The sequence below is a fragment of the Burkholderia sp. 9777_1386 genome (assembly GCF_015712265.1).
GTDB classification, from domain to species: domain Bacteria; phylum Pseudomonadota; class Gammaproteobacteria; order Burkholderiales; family Burkholderiaceae; genus Burkholderia; species Burkholderia cenocepacia.
In genome coordinates this window covers 14,742-32,503 of the sequence record NZ_JACCQB010000039.1, presented here as the reverse complement: position 1 = coordinate 32,503, position 17,762 = coordinate 14,742, and the positions used below count along the sequence as shown (strand labels likewise).

General features: G+C 67.2%; 16 protein-coding genes. 4 read left to right on the top strand and 12 right to left on the bottom strand.

Translation table 11 applies throughout. From position 1 onward, the window contains the following. Positions 1-14: 14 nt before the first annotated feature. Positions 15-800 (bottom strand): BPL-N domain-containing protein, encoded by a 786-nt coding sequence (locus tag H0X91_RS24910; RefSeq protein WP_230205707.1) that lies wholly within the window; start codon positions 798-800, stop codon positions 15-17. A gap of 387 nt (positions 801-1,187) precedes the next feature. Here H0X91_RS24910 and acnB point away from each other — a divergent pair, with 387 nt between their 5' ends. Beyond that, the gene (acnB, locus tag H0X91_RS24905; protein WP_034202186.1) at positions 1,188-3,773 is read left to right on the top strand and encodes a bifunctional aconitate hydratase 2/2-methylisocitrate dehydratase; all 2,586 of its coding nucleotides are present in this window, start codon (positions 1,188-1,190) and stop codon (positions 3,771-3,773) included. A 112-nt stretch (positions 3,774-3,885) separates the two neighbouring features. Here the strand turns inward: acnB and H0X91_RS24900 are convergent, their stop codons facing one another. Together H0X91_RS24900 and H0X91_RS24895 are read right to left on the bottom strand one after the other, a co-directional pair. Further along, a complete protein-coding gene (locus H0X91_RS24900; protein WP_006496938.1) occupies positions 3,886-4,389 on the bottom strand; it encodes a DUF4274 domain-containing protein in 504 nt (167 codons plus the stop codon). A gap of 75 nt (positions 4,390-4,464) precedes the next feature. Further along, positions 4,465-4,878, bottom strand: a complete 414-nt coding sequence (locus H0X91_RS24895; RefSeq protein ID WP_006496937.1) for a PPC domain-containing DNA-binding protein — start codon at positions 4,876-4,878, stop codon at positions 4,465-4,467. Between the two features lie 310 nt (positions 4,879-5,188). Here H0X91_RS24895 and H0X91_RS24890 point away from each other — a divergent pair, with 310 nt between their 5' ends. The 3 genes from H0X91_RS24890 (at position 5,189) to H0X91_RS24880 (ending at position 7,664) form a co-directional block, all read left to right on the top strand. Further along, on the top strand, positions 5,189-6,091 hold the full coding sequence (locus tag H0X91_RS24890) for a hypothetical protein (RefSeq protein WP_062910416.1): 903 nt from the start codon (positions 5,189-5,191) through the stop codon (positions 6,089-6,091). Between the two features lie 160 nt (positions 6,092-6,251). Continuing rightward, entirely contained in the window at positions 6,252-7,178 is a 927-nt protein-coding gene (locus H0X91_RS24885; protein ID WP_077175845.1) for an ADP-ribosylglycohydrolase family protein, read from the top strand. 87 nt (positions 7,179-7,265) lie between these two features. Then, entirely contained in the window at positions 7,266-7,664 is a 399-nt protein-coding gene (locus H0X91_RS24880; RefSeq protein ID WP_034202185.1) for a RidA family protein, read from the top strand. Between the two features lie 12 nt (positions 7,665-7,676). Here the strand turns inward: H0X91_RS24880 and H0X91_RS24875 are convergent, their stop codons facing one another. The 9 genes from H0X91_RS24875 to H0X91_RS24835 all read right to left on the bottom strand — a co-directional run bounded on the left by H0X91_RS24875 (position 7,677) and on the right by H0X91_RS24835 (position 17,757). Next, on the bottom strand, positions 7,677-8,231 hold the full coding sequence (locus tag H0X91_RS24875) for a GNAT family N-acetyltransferase (protein ID WP_006487190.1): 555 nt from the start codon (positions 8,229-8,231) through the stop codon (positions 7,677-7,679). A gap of 172 nt (positions 8,232-8,403) precedes the next feature. Continuing rightward, positions 8,404-9,804 (bottom strand): MFS transporter, encoded by a 1,401-nt coding sequence (locus H0X91_RS24870; protein ID WP_006487206.1) that lies wholly within the window; start codon positions 9,802-9,804, stop codon positions 8,404-8,406. A gap of 36 nt (positions 9,805-9,840) precedes the next feature. Then, a complete protein-coding gene (locus H0X91_RS24865; RefSeq protein WP_062910415.1) occupies positions 9,841-11,085 on the bottom strand; it encodes an NAD(P)/FAD-dependent oxidoreductase in 1,245 nt (414 codons plus the stop codon). Then, positions 11,082-12,044 carry a VOC family protein gene (locus H0X91_RS24860; protein ID WP_006487197.1) on the bottom strand — a complete coding sequence of 321 codons (963 nt, stop codon included), beginning with the start codon at positions 12,042-12,044 and terminating at the stop codon, positions 11,082-11,084. The genes H0X91_RS24865 and H0X91_RS24860 overlap by 4 nt, the downstream gene beginning before the upstream one ends. An 18-nt stretch (positions 12,045-12,062) precedes the next feature. Further along, positions 12,063-13,553, bottom strand: a complete 1,491-nt coding sequence (locus tag H0X91_RS24855; RefSeq protein ID WP_006487205.1) for an aldehyde dehydrogenase — start codon at positions 13,551-13,553, stop codon at positions 12,063-12,065. 72 nt (positions 13,554-13,625) lie between these two features. Further along, positions 13,626-14,453: an aspartate dehydrogenase gene (locus tag H0X91_RS24850; protein WP_034202181.1), complete on the bottom strand. Its 828-nt coding sequence runs from the start codon at positions 14,451-14,453 to the stop codon at positions 13,626-13,628. After that, complete coding sequence (locus H0X91_RS24845) at positions 14,446-16,113, bottom strand: thiamine pyrophosphate-binding protein (RefSeq protein WP_062910413.1); 1,668 nt, start codon at positions 16,111-16,113, stop codon at positions 14,446-14,448. Before H0X91_RS24845 ends, H0X91_RS24850 begins: the two co-directional genes overlap by 8 nt. After that, positions 16,106-16,903, bottom strand: coding sequence for an SDR family oxidoreductase (locus tag H0X91_RS24840; RefSeq protein ID WP_006496929.1), 798 nt, complete (start codon positions 16,901-16,903; stop codon positions 16,106-16,108). Before H0X91_RS24840 ends, H0X91_RS24845 begins: the two co-directional genes overlap by 8 nt. Then, complete coding sequence (locus H0X91_RS24835; protein ID WP_006496928.1) at positions 16,900-17,757, bottom strand: IclR family transcriptional regulator; 858 nt, start codon at positions 17,755-17,757, stop codon at positions 16,900-16,902. The genes H0X91_RS24840 and H0X91_RS24835 overlap by 4 nt, the downstream gene beginning before the upstream one ends. Between the last annotated feature and the right edge of the window lie 5 nt (positions 17,758-17,762).

Here is a 17,762-nt window from a genome sequence, read left to right as displayed (position 1 = left end):
CCGCGGCCGCTTCGCTACGGCTTCATCGTCGCGTCGATCAGGTCGTAGGCCATGTCCGGCACCACGCCGTCCGGGTTCGACAGGCCGTTCTGGCGATACCAGCTTTCATCGGCCTCCGGATGCGGGCCGGCAAGGCCGACGCGTCCTTTGCCGTAGCGGTACGTGGCGGCGGCGATGTCCTTGTTCGGGTAGATCGCCAGCACGATCCCGCCGGAGCCGATCGGCGCGACCGGGAGCCTCGCGCCGTCCTGATAATAGATCCAGCGCTTTTTCCCGCGCCAGACGACCGGCGTCACCGTGTCCGCGATGCCGTGAAGCGTCGAGCCCGGCCGGTCGACCTCGGAGTCGATATCGCCGGCAACCAGCCCGAACCCCTGCGCGCCGGCCAGGTAGGCGCCCATGCAAAGCCCGAGGTATCGGCCGCCGTTCGCCACGTAATGCCGCACGGCCCTGATTGCAGGCCGACCGATGCTCGCTGCCGCGCCGGGAATGTCCTGCCCGCCGCCGGGCTGCACATAGAGCGCCGCACCGGCCAGCGCCGCGGGCGTGATCTTGAGCCGTTCCGCCGGCCCCACGTAGATCACCCGGAACCGGTAGTCCGATTCCCGCAGGCGTCTGGCGATGGTTTCGGGGCACCCGTCGCACGCGGCAGGCCCGCGATAGACCAGCGCGACCGGCCGGCTCGCCGCGTCGCGCGCTTCGTCGCCGGGCGCGGCCGCGTGAACGGCCGGCGACGCGACGAGCGTCGCCATCAGGAAAATCGCGTCTCTGGAGCGCATGTCGTGGATCGCCGGAGTCAAGGAAATCGCCGCCGCCCGGGTCGAATCGACAGGGGCGCGACGACTTCCGCCTCCAGTTCCGAAACCCGATTGCAAGCTGCGTGACGGCAAGCGTAGCGGCCCGAACGCGCCCGGTGTGTACCGTTTCCTGCGGGCTTGTGCAGATATGTGCGGCACCGGCGGCCTGAGCCGATACCCTGCACTCGCCCGCCCGACCGCGCCCGACAAGGCCGCCTCCCGCCATGCAACCCCGCCTTCCGTGTTTCGCATTGCCAACTCTTATATAAGACATAAGACATTTGACGTTGCACACCATTGAGATTAGAATCCCGCTCAAAGCAGTGCCTGGAATAGCCCCGGAGTGCCGGCAAGGCCTTCCCCTCAAACGCAATATCAGCAGGTCTCCCCATGCTTGAAAACTTTCGTGCTCACGTGGCCGCCCGCGCCGCGCTCGGTATTCCTCCCCTGCCGCTGACGGCTCAGCAGACCGCCGAACTGGTCGAATTGCTGACGAACCCGCCCGCCGGCGAAGAGCAGACGCTGCTCGAGCTGATCACCCATCGCGTGCCCGCCGGCGTCGACGAAGCCGCCCGCGTGAAGGCCGGCTTCCTGGCCGCCGTGGCCAAGGGCGAGACCGCCTGCCCGCTGATCTCGCGTGCGCACGCGACCGAGCTGCTCGGCACGATGCTCGGCGGCTACAACATCCAGCCGCTGATCGAGCTGCTGTCCGACGAGGCCGTCGCCGCGGTCGCCGCCGACGCGCTGAAGAAAACCCTGCTGATGTTCGACCAGTTCCACGACGTGAAGGAACTCGCCGACAAGGGCAACGCGCACGCGAAGGCCGTGCTGCAGAGCTGGGCCGATGCCGAATGGTTCACGAGCCGTCCGGAAGTGCCGGAAAGCCTGACCATCACCGTATTCAAGGTCACGGGCGAAACCAACACCGACGACCTGTCGCCGGCGCCGGACGCCACCACCCGCCCGGACATCCCGATGCACGCGCTCGCGATGCTGAAGAACGCGCGCCCGGGCATCACGCCGGAAGAAGACGGCAAGCGCGGCCCGGTCAAGTTCATCGAATCGCTGAAGGAAAAGGGCCACCTGGTCGCCTACGTCGGCGACGTGGTCGGCACCGGCTCCTCGCGCAAGTCGGCCACCAACTCGGTGCTGTGGTTCACCGGCGAAGACATTCCGTTCGTCCCGAACAAGCGCTTCGGCGGCGTGTGCCTCGGCGGCAAGATCGCCCCGATCTTCTACAACACGATGGAAGACGCCGGCGCGCTGCCGATCGAGCTCGACGTGTCGCAGATGGAAATGGGCGACGTGGTCGAACTGCGCCCGTACGAAGGCAAGGCGCTGAAGGACGGCAAGGTCATCGCCGAATTCCAGGTCAAGTCCGACGTGCTGTTCGACGAAGTGCGCGCCGGCGGCCGCATTCCGCTGATCATCGGCCGCGGCCTGACCGCGAAGGCGCGCGAAGCGCTCGGCCTCGCGCCGTCGACGCTGTTCCGCCTGCCGCACCAGCCGGCCGACAGCGGCAAGGGCTTCTCGCTCGCGCAGAAGATGGTCGGCCGCGCGTGCGGTCTGCCGGAAGGCCAGGGCGTGCGCCCGGGCACGTACTGCGAACCGAAGATGACCTCGGTCGGCTCGCAGGACACCACGGGCCCGATGACCCGCGACGAACTGAAGGACCTCGCGTGCCTCGGCTTCTCGGCCGATCTCGTGATGCAGTCGTTCTGCCACACCGCCGCGTATCCGAAGCCGGTCGACGTGAAGACGCACCAGACGCTGCCGAACTTCATCAGCACGCGCGGCGGCATCGCGCTGCGCCCGGGCGACGGCGTGATCCACTCGTGGCTGAACCGCATGCTGCTGCCCGACACCGTCGGCACCGGCGGCGATTCGCACACGCGCTTCCCGATCGGCATCAGCTTCCCCGCAGGTTCGGGCCTGGTCGCGTTCGCGGCCGCTACCGGCACGATGCCGCTGGACATGCCGGAATCGGTGCTGGTCCGCTTCAAGGGCAAGATGCAGCCGGGCGTCACGCTGCGTGACCTCGTCAACGCAATTCCGCTGTACGCGATCAAGCAAGGCATGCTGACGGTCGCCAAGCAGGGCAAGAAGAACATCTTCTCGGGCCGCATTCTCGAAATCGAAGGCCTGCCCGACCTGAAGGTCGAGCAAGCGTTCGAGCTGTCGGATGCATCCGCCGAGCGTTCGGCTGCCGGTTGCACGGTGCGCCTGAACAAGGAACCGATCATCGAGTACCTGAACAGCAACATCACGCTGCTCAAGTGGATGATCGCGCAGGGCTACCAGGACCCGCGCAGCCTGCAGCGCCGCATCGCGGCGATGGAACAGTGGCTGGCCGATCCGCAACTGCTGTCGCCGGATGCCGACGCCGAATACGCGGCCGTCATCGAGATCGACCTCGCCGACATCCATGAGCCGATCGTCGCCTGCCCGAACGACCCGGACGACGTGAAGACGCTGTCCGACGTCGCCGGTGCGAAGATCGACGAAGTGTTCATCGGCTCGTGCATGACCAACATCGGTCACTTCCGCGCCGCGTCGAAGCTGCTCGAAGGCAAGCGCGACATTCCGGTCAAGCTGTGGGTCGCGCCGCCGACCAAGATGGACCAGAAGCAATTGACCGAAGAAGGCCACTACGGTGTGTTCGGCACGGCCGGCGCCCGCACCGAAATGCCGGGCTGCTCGCTGTGCATGGGCAACCAGGCACAGGTGCGCGAAGGCGCGACGGTCATGTCGACGTCGACCCGCAACTTCCCGAACCGCCTCGGCAAGAACACGAACGTGTACCTCGGCTCGGCGGAACTGGCGGCGATCTGCTCGCGTCTGGGCAAGATCCCGACCAAGGAAGAGTACATGGCCGACATGGGCGTGCTCACCGCCAACGGCGACAAGATCTACCAGTACATGAACTTCGACCAGATCGAAGACTTCAAGGAAGTGGCCGACACCGTGCAGATGTAAGCACGCAGTCGGGCTGCGACGGGAAGTCGACGTCGCAGCGCACCGAAAGGCGCCGCGGGCCGAATGGCCGCGGCGCTTTTTTATGCGTCGGCGAACGGACGCGCCCGCGCGGTCAGTCGAGCAGCGCGTGCAGCCGCTCGACCACGTCGAACGGCAGGCCTTCGTCATAGCCGTCCGCTTCGTCGAGATCGACGTACTCGCGGCCGTCGGTCGGCTGCAGCATCAGTGCCGGCACGGGCCGCACGACCGGTACGTCCGGATAATCGTTCGGCCCCGCGCCATCGAAGTCGTGCGGATCGAACCAGATTCCGTGATCGGCGTAATAGCCTTCCGCGTAACGTTGCTCGATCTCGCGCAGCAACCGGAACGTATCCCGTTGATACGACGCGGCGTTTTCGTCCGCATACTGCACGAACCACGCGGCGCCGAGATTCCAGTAGATCAGCAACGCGGTCGCGCGATCGACGTTGCGGTTGTCCAGCAGCCAGCGCAACGCGCGGCCGTTACCGTCGTAATTGGAGCGTGCGGCGAACCGGTGCCACTGCTCGGGCGTCGCGCCTTCGAGCCAGGTCCGGACGATGTCCCACATTTTCTGTTCGATTTCGGTGTCGTCCATGGAGTGCGTCTTGCGGAATGAGCGGTAACGGGAAGTGCTTCGATGACCGGCGATTCTAGCGCCGCTTCGCGATACTCATGCGGCGTCGCCGCCCGGCTCGCGACGGATCACCAGTTCGTTGAAGCCGGTGCCCGCATCGGGCTCGCGCGAGAAGCGATGCGCGGGCAGCAGCGCGAGCAGGATCTCGGCCGTCGTGCGCACCACGCAACCACTCGCGACATGGCCGCCGGTCACGCGGCCGTCCGCATCCGAGACCGACATGTGCAGATGCGCGCCGTCCGGCGACACCGAACCGGCCAGCGTCAGGATTTCGAGGTCGCCGCGCAGCGCGGTCGGCTGGTCGACGCCGGCGAAGCGCAACTGCGCGACGCTCAGGCTGCCGATGCCCTGGATCACGAAGGCCGCGTGCGAGTCGTGGCGATGCAACGCGGCTTCGATGGCGCCGCGCAGATCGTCGCCGGGGGAAAGACGCAATGGATGGGCCTGCATGGTCGAGAACCTGTGGGTCGATCGTGGTATCGATCAAGCGTACGTTCGCCGCGTGAATCCGGCAAGTCATCCGCTCGCGATACTCCCCGCGCGTCGGCGTCTTCCCGGCGTCGTTTCATCCGCTACCGTTCGGCTCTGCGCCTCCGCATACGGACCCCTGCCGCCTGGTTTCGCACCAGCCGCAGCGCATCGGTTCGTTTCCGTACGAACGCACATGCGTCCGTATGAAAACCGACCCTAACGTATGCAAGAATCGGTTCCTCGAGGCAATCCCTGCTTTATCGCCCTCTTTCACCGAACGCCCCGTCGAATGCCCAAATGCCAGAATACGTATGAGCGGTTCCACACCCCAAGCGACGACATCGCCGCGCGGGAAGTCGCGGCGATGAGCGATGAGGAGCGTGCGCGCGCCAAGTCGGTGGGGAGCGTGCATGTCCGAAGCTGGCTCGCCATTCTGATGATGCCGGTCGCAGTCGGGCCTGCGATCCCGATGCTCGCGTATTTGCTGGGTATGCTTGCATACCGCGGAACGGTCGATCGGGCCTTCGATATGGATCGTGCGGTTGGCGAAACAGCCGTCACCGTCATATGGGTCACGGCGCTCTTCATCGCAGCGTGGATCGGCCTGAACTGGTGCGTCGCGACGTACGGCACCCGACAGCGGTACTGGCGTGAAATGCCGTCCAACGGGCATGTCGAATTGGAGCGCCATACGCTATGCTCGGCAATCGTCGTGTGGTCGGACGACTACGATCCGGAACCCCTCTACGTCGAGGAATGGATCGACGGCAAGCTCAAATCCAGCATGACCCGAGTCAGGCAGTGGATCCTGGCCCGAACGTCCGCCGGTCATTGGCTGGTGCTGGATCATCGAATTGCGGCAGACGGTCGGGGCGCGCCGCCAACGTTCCCCTCGGAGACGAAACGATTGATCCCGCGGCGAGAATTGGCAATAGCATTTGCGCCACGCACCCATATCCGCATCGGATTGAGATGGAGTGGACCCGCGGCGCCATTGACCGTGACGTCCTACCTGCTGTCTCACGCCGAATGTGAGCGCCTGGCTGCGGCGGCTCATCACTATGCTTTTTTTCCGCCGGATCAATATGGCGTCGTCGGTCCCGCCGATGCAGACTGGGTCGGGGAACTCGCCGCCAAGGCACTGGAGCGCGAAGTGCCTGTCGACGTGGCGGCCGGGCGAGCGTTGACGTGATCGTCGCGGGTCGTTTCTACGACGACTGCGGCCGCCACCACGCGAAGGCGGCCGGCGAACAGTCTGGAAAGTACGCCAATTGGCGGCGACTGCATAATGACGGGGTTCAGCTCAAGGTCTTGTGCATGGTTTTCCGCCGCCCCAACCCGAATTCCTTTCGATGACACCGATTCCGAACCGACGATCCCGCCTGCGCGGCGGCCTGCTTGGCCTGCTGATCGGCGACGCGCTCGGCGTGCCGTACGAATTCCACGACGCCGCGTCGATTCCGCCTCCCGCCGCGATCGACATGACACCGCCGCCGGGCTTCGCGCGCGCGCACGACGGCGTGCCGCCCGGCACCTGGAGCGACGACGGTGCGCAGGCGCTCGCGCTGCTCGACGCGCTGCTGCGCGAGCACGCCCTGAATCTCGACACGTTCGCCGGCAACCTGCTGGACTGGTTTCATCGCGGCGCGTTCACGCCGGACGGCCGCGTATTCGACGTCGGCCTGCAGACGCAGCGTGCGTTCCACGCGCTGGCGGCCGGCGCCGCGCCCGCGGCAGCCGGGCCCGGCGACGAGCGCGACAACGGCAACGGCTCGCTGATGCGCTGCTTTCCCGTCGTGATGGTCGCGGCGTCGCGCGACGACGCGATCCGGCTCGCGCGCAAGCAGAGCGTCGTCACGCACGGCCACGTGCGTTCGCAGCTTTGCTGCGCGCTCTATTGCCTGACGGCGCTGGGCATCGTCGACGGCCAGTCGGCTCCCGACGCGGTGCGCACGGCCGAGGACGAACTGCTCGCGCGCCACGAAGGCACGGCCGATGAAATCGAACTGAAGATCGTGCTCGACGGCCGCTTCGACGCACCGCAAGGATCGGGCTATGTGGTCGACAGCTTCTGGTCGGCGATCCATTGCCTGCTGTCGACGGACAGCTACGAGGATTGCGTGAAGCGCGCGATCGCGCTCGGCAACGACACGGATACGACCGCGGCGATCGCCGGCAGCCTCGCCGGCGTGGTGTACGGCGAACGGGCGTTGCCCGCTCGATGGGTTGCGACGCTGCGCGGAAAAGACAAGGTCGAGGGCTGGCTCGCGAAGCTGTGAATACCGCTGCCGATCGCCCCTGAATCGAAGATGGCGGGCCGATCCGGGCCGCCCCGAACAACCGCATCAACCTGAGAGGATGCTCCGATGCTACGTGCCATCAATCCCCCCGGCGCCACGATTCCCGGCATTTCGCAAGCGATACTCGTCGAAGGTGGTCAACCGCTGTATTTGTCCGGCCATGTTCCGTTCGATGCCGAGGGCGCGGTTGTCGGCGCCGATCATGCAACGCAGCTCGATCAGGTGTTCAGGAACATCGCCGATACGCTTCGCACCGCGGGTGTCGGCTTCGAATCCGTCGCGCGTCTGACGATCTATGTCCGCGATTTCGATTCGAGCCTGTTGCCGCAGATTCGCGAGGTGCGCGACCGCTGGGTCAACACCGCGTGCCCGCCCGCAAGCGCGCTCGTCGGCGTGGCATCGTTGTTCCGCCCGGAGGTACTGGTCGAAGTGGACGCGTTCGCGATCGTTCCTGCCGCGAAATAACCGGCCGCCGCATCAGCCTCGGCCGCGATCGCTCGCCAGCAACCCGTACAGCGCACTGTCCGACACTTCGTCGCCGACGATCCAGCGTTCGCGCAGCAGCCCTTCCCGCACGAAACCGAGCCGTTCAAGCAACCCGGCCGACGCGACGTTGCGCGGATCGATATCCGCCTCGATCCGGTTCAGCCGCAGCGCGCCGAAGGCATGATCGATCATCGCCGACGCCGCTTCGCACATGTATCCGCCGCGCCAGAACGCGCGCCGCAGGCTGAAGCCGATCTCGGCTCGCCGGCACTGCTCGTTCGCATGGAACAGCACGCATTCGCCGAGCGCTTCGCCGGTTTCCCGCAGTTCGAGCACGCAGACCAGGCTCTCCCCGCTCGCGGACGTCTGCACGTTGCGCGCGACGCGCGCCTCGGCCTGCTCGATCTGCGTCATCGGCGAGAACGAGAAGTAGCGCATCGCTTCCGGATCGGACCAGATCTCGAAGAAAGTCGGCGCGTCTGCTTCGCGAAGCGGGCGCAGCACGAGTCGAGCGGTATGCAGCGTGACGGGTTCGAACAGGGGCATGGCAATCGTCTGACGAAATCGGGACCGTGAATTAGAACACGCGCGCCACGCGCCAACAATCGCGCGTACGCTCGGCACCCTGCACGCCCCCGCGAGGCGCCCCCGAAACAAAGAGGCCCGGGAGCATCGCCCGGGCCTCTCGGTTCACCTCATCCACCGCTGCGCAATGCGCTTACGCCTCGAGCGCCTCCAGCACCTTCCCCTTCGTCTCGATCCCGACGAAGTGCACGGTCAGCGCCGCGATCAGCGGCACGACGCCGATCAGGTAGAACGCCGGTGCGAGATTCCCGCCGATGATCGCGTGCGGCACGACCATCGGCGCGACGAACGACGCGATCTTCAGCCACGCGCTGCCGAGCCCGCAGCCCGACGCGCGGATGCTCGTCGGATACTGCTCCGGCGTGTAGACGTACGCGGTAATGAAGCCCGACGCCATCAGCCCGAGCGACAGCGAGCAGAAGATCGCGACCACGTACACCGACGACGCGTGATAGATGCCGGCGAGCGCCAGCGACAGCGCGCACAGCACGAACGACCACACGATCACCGGCTTGCGGCCGAGCTTGTCGACCAGCAGCGCGGACGCGAGCGACCCGAGCACGCCCATCACCGAGCCGATCACCGCCAGATTCAGCGCGAGCTGCAGCGGTGCGTGATAGAAGTTCTTGTAGATCGTCGGCAGCCACGTCGACAGCCCGTACTGGATGAACCCGCAGGTCGCCCACAACGTCGCCACCGCGAGCGTGCGCTTGCGATACGCGGCGCTGAACAGGTCGCTCATCCTGCGCTTCGGATGCTGGCGCACCAGTTCGTCGAACGCGGCCACCTGCGTGACGGGCGGCAGCTCGCCGCGCACCGATCCTTCGAACACGCCGACCGCACGCCCGGCTTCCGCGAGCCGCCCGCGCGACGCGAGCCAGCGCGGCGATTCCGGCACGAGGTGCGTGAGCACGAGCGACAGGATCAGCGGCAGCCCGCCGACGAAGTACATGATCTCCCAGCCGAAGCGCGGCACGAGCCACGCGCCGAGCGCCATCGACACGAGCAGGCCGATCGGGAACACGATCTCGTACAGCAGCACGAAGCGGCCGCGGCCATGTGCGCGCGTGATCTCGTTGATGTACGTCGCGGCGACCGGCAACTCGCCGCCGAGCCCGAGCCCCTGCAGGATCCGCAGCAGCACGAACACCTCGAAGGTCGGCGCGAAGCCGCACGCGATACTCGTGATGCCGATCACGGCCGAACTCCACGCGATCGCCTTCACGCGGCCGTGCTTTTCCGCGAGCGCGGGAAACAGGAACGCGCCGATCAGCTGGCCGATCGCGCCGGACGCGATCAGCATGCCGATCTGCGTCGGCGACAGCCCCCATTTGTGAATCAGCAACGGCAGCGTCGCCGCGATCGTGATCACGTCGAAGCCGTCGAAGAACGTCGCGGTGCCGATCAGCACGCGTGCGCGGATCTGCATCGAGTTGGCCGGAAGCCGCTCGAGCCGCGCGATGATCGCGCCGGGCGTGGAGGCGGCAGCTTCCATCGTGGCCCTGCCGGCCACGACGTTGTCGAAAGTGCTCATGCGGGGTGTCTCCTGGATCTCTTTCCGGTGGGCCGGTCAGGCAAGCGCTTGGGTCGTGTCTGCCAGGGCTTCCGTATTCACTGCCCGGCCCTGGTTCATCCACTTGCGCGCGAGTTTCAGCTCACGCGCGTTGTTCACGGCGATGACACCTCTCACATGTCCGTCGCCGACAAAAAACAGCGTCGCACGACGCGCGGCGAGATCGCCGCGCACGACGAGCTGCGCATCGGCCTGCAGATCGCCCAGGATCTGCAGGTTCACGTCGTACTGATCGGACCAGAACCACGGAATCTCCGCGTACGGTGCGCGCACGCCGAGCACGGCCTTCGCGGCCGCGATCGCCTGGTTCTGCGCGTTCGCCCACGATTCGAGCCGCACGCGCCGCTTCAGCCAGCCGTTGTGATGGTTCGCGACGTCGCCGCACGCGAAGATCGCCGGGTCGCTCGTCGCGCCGTATTCGTCGACGACGATGCCGTCGTCGACCGCGAGCCCCGCGTCGCTCGCGAGCGATGCGTTGAGCGCGAGGCCGATGCCGGCCACCGCGAAATCGGCGTCGATCGTCGTACCGTCGGCGAGCGTCGCGCGCACCTTCGACGCGTCGTCCGGCCGCGGGTCGAGCGACGCGAGCGCGGCGCCCGTCCGCACGTCGACGCCGTTCGAACGATGCAGGTCGAGCAGGAAGTCGGACACGATCTGCGGCACCGAGCGGCCGCACAGGCGCGGCGCGCCTTCGACGACCACGGCTTCGACGCCGAGCTTGCGCGCGGTCGCCGCGACTTCGAGGCCGATCCAGCCACCGCCGATCACGAGCACGCGCCGGCTCGCGCGCAGCTTTTCGCCGAGTGCGGCCGCTTCGTCGAGCGTGCGCAGGTAATGCAGGTTCGGCGTGTTGACGAGCGCATCGGGCAAGCGACGCGACGTACCGCCGGTCGCGATCACGAGCCGGTCGTATTCGATCTCGCGGCCGCTTTCGGTTTTCACCACGCGGCGTGCACGGTCGATGGAGGCCGCACGTTCCGGCTGCCATGCTTCGACGTTCAGCGCGTCGAATTCGTCGGGACACACGACGCGCACGGTTTCGATATCCGCGTCGCCGGCCAGCACGGCCTTCGACAGCGGCGGGCGCTCGTACGGCAGATGCGGCTCGTCGGCGATCATCACGAGGCGGCCTGCGTATCCTTCGGCGCGCAACGTCTTCAACACCCAGCCGGCGGCCTGGCCGCCGCCGATCACGACGACCGTGCCCGGCGCGGCCGCTTCCCGCGCGTTCGTTTCGCTCATGATTTGCGCTCCGTCATGAACTTGCCTTCCGGCGCCTTCGCGTTCTTCTGCCGGCGCGTATTGCCGTCGAGGCCGCCGTCGACGGCCCATTCGGCGAACACGGTCGGGCCCGGCTCGAATTCGCGCGGCTGCCATTCGGGCGTCAGCACGTCTTCGTCCGCGTAATACTCGATCAGGCCGCCGGCCGGGTTCTGGAAGTACCAGAAGTACGCGGATGACACCGGATGACGCCCCGGGCCGAGCTGCGTTTCCCAGCCGCAGCGGTCGATGTGCATGCCGCCGCCGAACACTTCGTGGATGTCGCGCACGGTGAACGCGACGTGGTTCAGGCCGCGTTTTCCGTTCGGCAGCGCGAGCAGGAACAGGTCGTGATGGCCGCCGTGCGGCGCGCAGCGCATGAATGCGCCGCGGCCCGGATAACGATCCGACGTCTCGAAGCCGAGCAGTTCGTGATAGAACTTTTCCTGCGCGTCGAGGCAGTTCGTGAAGAACACGACGTGCCCGACCTCGACCGGCTCCGCGCGCGCATAGACCGGGCTCGGCTGGTCGACGCGCAGCGTCTGGCCCCACACGTTCGACGGCGAGCCCGCGATGTCGAGTGCGCGCTTGCGCGTGACTTCGACGCGAATCGCCATCCCGTTCGGATCGATGCAGCCGACCGCATCGTCCTGTGCGTAATAGCCGGGCTGGCCGGCAAGCTTCGTGCGCAGCGCGTCGAGTTCGGCCTGCGTCGCGACGCCCCACGTGACTTCACGCAGCGTCGGACCGGCCTCGAACGCCGGCGGCAGCGCCGGATCGTCGGCCTTGACGGCCAGCACGGTGCAGCCGTTCAGCGTTTCGAAGCGGGCGCGCGTGTCGTCGTGCGCGACTTCCTTCATCCCCCAGTCGGCGAAAAAGCGCCGGCAGGTGGCGAGGTCGTCGACACCGTACGTGATCTGCTCGATTCCCAAGATGCTCATTGCGTCATTCCCCTTCGCTCAGTTCGCCCACGGCAGCGGCGCGTCGTTCAAGCCCCAGTAGAGGCTCTTCTGCTGCATGTATTCGCGGATGCCGAGACGCCCCTTCTCGCGCCCCATCCCGCTCTCCTTCCAGCCCGAGAACGGCGTGGAGATCGAGAACAGCTTGTACGTGTTGATCCAGACGGTGCCCGTCTCGAGCGCCCGCGCGATGCGCCATGCGCGCTTGTAGTCGCGCGTCCAGATGCCGGCCGCGAGGCCGAACACGCTGTCGTTCGCCTGCGCGATCAGCGATGCTTCGTCGTCGAACGGCATCGCGACCAGCACCGGCCCGAAGATTTCCTCCTGGCAAATGCGCGCGCTGTTCGGCAAGCCTTCGAGAATCGTCGGCTGATAGAAGAAGCCGTTCTCGCGCCCGTCGCCCGCCGGCCGCTCGCCGCCGCACAGCAGGCGGCCGCCTTCTTCCAGCCCGAGCGCGACGTAGCGTTCGACCGACTCGCGATGCTTCGCGGTGATCAGCGGGCCCATCTGCGTGTCGGGCCGCGTCGGGTCGCCCACGCGCAGCTTGCGGGCGCCCGCCACCAGGCGCTGCATGAATGCGTCGTACACCGCGCGCTGCACGAACAGCCGCGAACCGGCGATGCAGGCTTCGCCCGACGAGCTGAAGATGCCGTACAGCACGCCGTTGACCGCGTGATCGAGATCGGCGTCGTCGCACACGATCGTCGGCGACTTGCCGCCGAGTTCGAGCGACACCGGCATCAGCTTCTCGGCCGCGATGCGCGCGATGCCGCGGCCCACTTCGGTGCCGCCGGTAAACGACACCTTCTTCACCAGCGGATGACGCACGAGCACGTCGCCGATCACCGAGCCCTTGCCCGGCAGCACGCTCAGCACGCCCTTCGGCACGCCGGCTTCCTCGCAGATGCGCGCCAGCGCGAGCGATACGAGCGGCGTGACCTCGGCCGGCTTGAGCACCACCGCGTTGCCGCCGGCCAGCGCGGGAGCGAGTTTCTGCGCGTCGGACGCGATCGGCGAATTCCACGGCGTGATCGCGGCGATCACGCCGATCGGCTCGTACACGCTCATCGTCAGGTAGTCGCCGCGCGACGGCGTCAGTTCTTCGTCGAGCGTCTCGAGGCAGGCCGCGAAATAGCGGAACGTGTTCGCGGCGCTGGCCACCAGCACGCGCGTCTCGCCGATCGGCTTGCCGTTGTCGCGGCGCTGCAGGTTCGCGAGCGCTTCGTGGCGCTGCATGATCAGGTCGGCGATGCGGTACAGCACCTGCGCGCGCAGGTGCGGCTTCAGCCCGGCCCAGTCGGCGCGGCGCCATGCGGCGTCGGCCGCCACGACGGCGTCGGCCGCGTCTTCCGCGTTCGCCGTCGACACTTCCATGTTCACCGACTGGTCGGCCGGATAGATGCTCGTGTAAGGCGCGCCACGGCCGCGCCGCCACTCGCCGCCGATCAGGATGTTGCCGTCGGGTACGAGGCGCGTATCGAAAGGAGTCATGTCACAAGTCCCACAAATCTGTCTCTGCACGTCCGCCCTCGCCGTGGCGCGGGCGGACGCTCGATGGTCCGGTCAGATCACGCAGCGGGCCGCGCGGTTGCGCAGCGCGCGAATCGCGCTGTACGCCGTCAGCGCGGACGTCTTCGGGTTGTCGGGCAGCGGCTTGCCGCTCATTTCCAGCGACATCTCGCCGAACGCGCCGCGTGCGGTGATGCGATGCACGTTGCGCGCCACCGCCGGATCGGCGATCAGGCGCACGTGCGTCGCGTCGAGACCGAGGCCCGCGAGCGCGACCGTCGCCGCGACGTTCGCGTTCTTCGGATACAGCCGCGCGGCGTCGCGTGCAGTGCCTTCGAAGATCACCTTTTCCCCGGTCATCGCGCGCAGGTCGCACAATTCCTCGGCCGGCGTGCCGAGCCAGCCGAGCGGCGGCTTGCGGCCGACGTACAGCACTTCGTCGAGGCCGCCCTGCTTCGCGGACGCCAGCGCGTCGATGCCGCCGATCGCACCCGACAGCAGCGTCACCGTCGTGCCGCCTTCGTCGGCGGCCTGCGACAGCACGTCGAGCAGCGCGAGATCGGACAGCGCGCCGATCGATGCGACCGCGCAGTCGGTGCCGGCCTTCAGCAGCGGCACGACGTGATCGACCAGCGCGCTGTGGCCCGCGCATTCGAGCGCGAACTCGGGGCGGCGGGCCAGCGCGTCGACCGACGACACGACCTCCACCGCGTCGCCGAGCTCGCCCTGCACCGCCGCGCGCTGGTGTGCCGGCACGATCACGTGCGCGACGCGCAGCGACGCATCGTGCTCGACCGCGTGGTACACGGCCGCGCCGATCGCGCCGAAGCCGATCATCGCGACGTCGACGGGCGCGTGCGCGCGCTTCTGGCCGTTATGCATACTGGCGCTCCGTCGGCGCTTCCTTCTTCACCGGCGGCCCCGCGAAGTTCGACGCGAACGAACCGACCGACAGCATGTCGACCTCGACCATCACCGGCCCTTCCTTCGCCATCCCTTCGCGCACGATCGCTTCGGCCTGGTCGAGCGACGTGATCCGGTAGTGCGTGAGGCCGAAGCTCGCGCAGAACTGCGCGAAATCCGGCTGGTGCAGCTGCACGAAGCAACGGCGGCCGCCGTAGTGCGCGTCCTGGATGTTGCGGATCACGCCGTAGCACTGGTCGTTCATCAGCACGATCATCACGTTCGCGTTTTCCTGCACGGCCGTCACGAGCTCGCCGACGTTGACCATCAGGCCGCCGTCGCCGACGAGGCAGACCGTCTTCGCCGCCGTGCCCGCGAGCGCCGCGCCGATGCCCATCTGGATACCCTGGCCGATGCCGCCGCCGAGCGCATGCACGCCCGAGCGCGGCTCGAAGATCTTCAGCAGGCGGTTGCCCCACGTGCTGTTCGAGATCGTCACGTCGCGCACCCAGTTGTAGTCGCGGCCCACCACGCCCTGCAGCGTGTCGACGAGCTTCTTGTACGGCCCGAGGCCCTTCGACACGTCGGCCACCGCTTCCTCGCGGGCCGCCGCGAGATCGGCCGCGAACCGCGGATCGACCGACAGGCGGCCTTCGAGGCGGTCGGCCAGTTCGGCCAGCACGCGCTTCGAATCGCCGTGCACGAACAGCGCGTTGCGATAGCCGCGGTTGTCGGCGAGCGCATCGGCATCGACGCGGAACAGCGGCTGCGGCAGCGCGAGCTTGTACTTCAGCGTTTCGTTGCCGCGCAGGCGCGAGCCGACCACGACGAGCGCGTCGCAGGTCTTGTAGAACGCCTCGACGGACGCATGCACGTTGAACGCGCCGAGCGTCGCCGGATGATCTTCCGGCAGCACGCCGCGGCCCTGCACGCTCGTCACGACGCCGAAGCCGAGCTTCACGAGGCGTTCGACTTCCTCGCGTGCATGGCGTGCCCCGCCGCCGAGCCACAGCAGCGGGCGGCGCTTGGCCGCGAGCGCGTCGGCGAGCTTCGCGACGCGGGCGGTGTCGTGCTCGCGCACCGCGACGTGGGCGGGCGCGAGGTCTTCCGGCCATTCGATTTCGGCCGCCTGGATGTCGATCGGAATCTCGACCGACACGGGGCCCGTCGGCGCGGTCTCCGCGATGCGCACGGCTTCGCGGATCGTCGGCAGCACGGTTTCGACGGTGCGCACGCGGAACGCGGCCTTCGAGATCGAGTCGAGCATCGACAATTGGTCGGGCGCTTCGTGGATGTACGCGAGATCCTGGTCGAGATACGGTGTCTCGATCTGCCCGGTCACGTGCAGCAGCGCGGTGCCGGCCGTCAGCGCCTCGACCATCGCGCCGGCCGCGTTGCCGGCCGCCGTGCCCGTGCTCGTGAATGCGACGCCGAGGCCGCCCGACACGCGGGCCAGCCCGTCGGCCATGTTCAGCGCACCCGCTTCGCCGCGCGCACCGACATACCGGATGTTGCCGCGCGAATTGATCGCGTCGAGGATCGGCATGTTGTGGATCGAGATGACACCGAATGCGGTTTTCACGCCGCACTGCTCGAGAAAGGCGGCAATCAGCTCGCCAACCGTGGTTTTTTTAGACATGGCGTGCAAAGCCTCCAGAAACGTCGATATGGCTGCCCGTCGTGTAGGACGACAGATGCGTTGCGAGATAAAAAAGTGCCCAGGCCGCCTCGTCAGGCTTGCCGAAGCGATTCAGCGGAATGTTCTTCTTGCGGGCGAGCGCGCCCGTCCAGTCCTCCCAGCTTTCGCCGGGCTGCGCCTGCGTGTCGTAGCGGCGGCGCCACTGCCCCGACTCGACGATGCCGATCAGGATCGAGTTCACGCGGATGCGCTGCGGCGCCAGTTCGGTCGCGAGCGACTTCACGAGACTCAGCACGCCGGCACGCGCCGACGACGTCGCGACCATGTGCGGCTCCGGCTGCAGCGCGAGCAGCGAGTTCACGCAGGTGATCGTCGGCGCGGCCGCATCGCGCAGCAGCGGCAGGAATGCGCGCGTCGGGCGGATGATGCTGAAGTACTTCAGTTCGAGTTCTTCGCGCCAGGCGTCGTCGGTCGTGTCGGCAAAGGTCGAGACACGACCCTGGCCGGCGTTGTTGACCAGCATGTCGGCGCGGCCGAAACGCGCGGATACCGCTTGCGCGAACGCGGTCACGTCGGCTTCGTCGAGCACGTTGCAGCGCGTGGCCAGCAGTCGTGCATCCGCATACTTGCCGCGCAGCATCGCCTCGGCGCGTGCAAGGCGTTCGTCGTCGCGGCCGCAGATCGCAACCGACGCGCCTGCCTGCAGAAACCGTTCGGCTGTCGCGAGTCCGATGCCGGACGAACCGCCCGTCACCACCGCCACTTGCCCGCTCAGATCGATCTGGATCATCGGAGTCCTAAAGCTTTGAGAAACGTGTGCTCGTCATCCGAGCGGTAATTCAGCCGCCGCGACAGTTCCGCCGCCGCGCGCTGCACCTTGTCGATCAGCCCGTCCGCGATCAGCGCCGCGTCGATCTCCGGACGCGGCACCGTCACCGTGATGCAAGCGACGATCTTCTGCGTCTCGTTGCGCACCGGCGCCGTGACGACCGAGATCCCGCGCTCGAACGACGAATTGCTGACGCCGTAGCCGCGCAGCGCATCCTCGCGGATCACTTCGTACAGCGCGTCGACCGTTTCCGGCGTCGCGCTCGTCATCCGGTTCAGCACGCCTTCCGGATACAGCGCATGCAGTTCCTTCAGCGACAGGTCGCCCATCAGCACGTGGCCGTGTGTCGTTGCATGCGCGGGCAGCCGGGTGCCGACGTTCACGCGGATCGAACTGAACACCGGCGACTGGCTCTGCGCCTTCGCGACGAACACCACGTCGCGGCCGTCGCGGATCACGATGTGCGTCGTGAAGCCTGTCGCATCGCGCAGGCTTTCGATCACCGGCAGGCCGAGATCGGTCAGCTCCAGCGAGCTCAGGTATTCGAAGCCGAGCCGCAGCACCGCGATGCCGAGCTTGTAGTTGCGATCCTTGTCCGCGCGTTCGAGAAAGCCGAGCGATTCGAGCGTCTGCAGCAGACGGAACACCGTCGTGCGCGGAATGCCGAGCCGCTTCGACAGTTCAGGCGCGCCGAGCACGGGCTCGCGCGGCGAGAATTCGGCGAGAATCCGCAACCCGCGTTCGAGGCCCGGCACCACGTAGCTGGCTTCGGCCTTCGCGTTTTCGGATTCGTTTTGTTGCAGCGGTTCGCTCATTTATG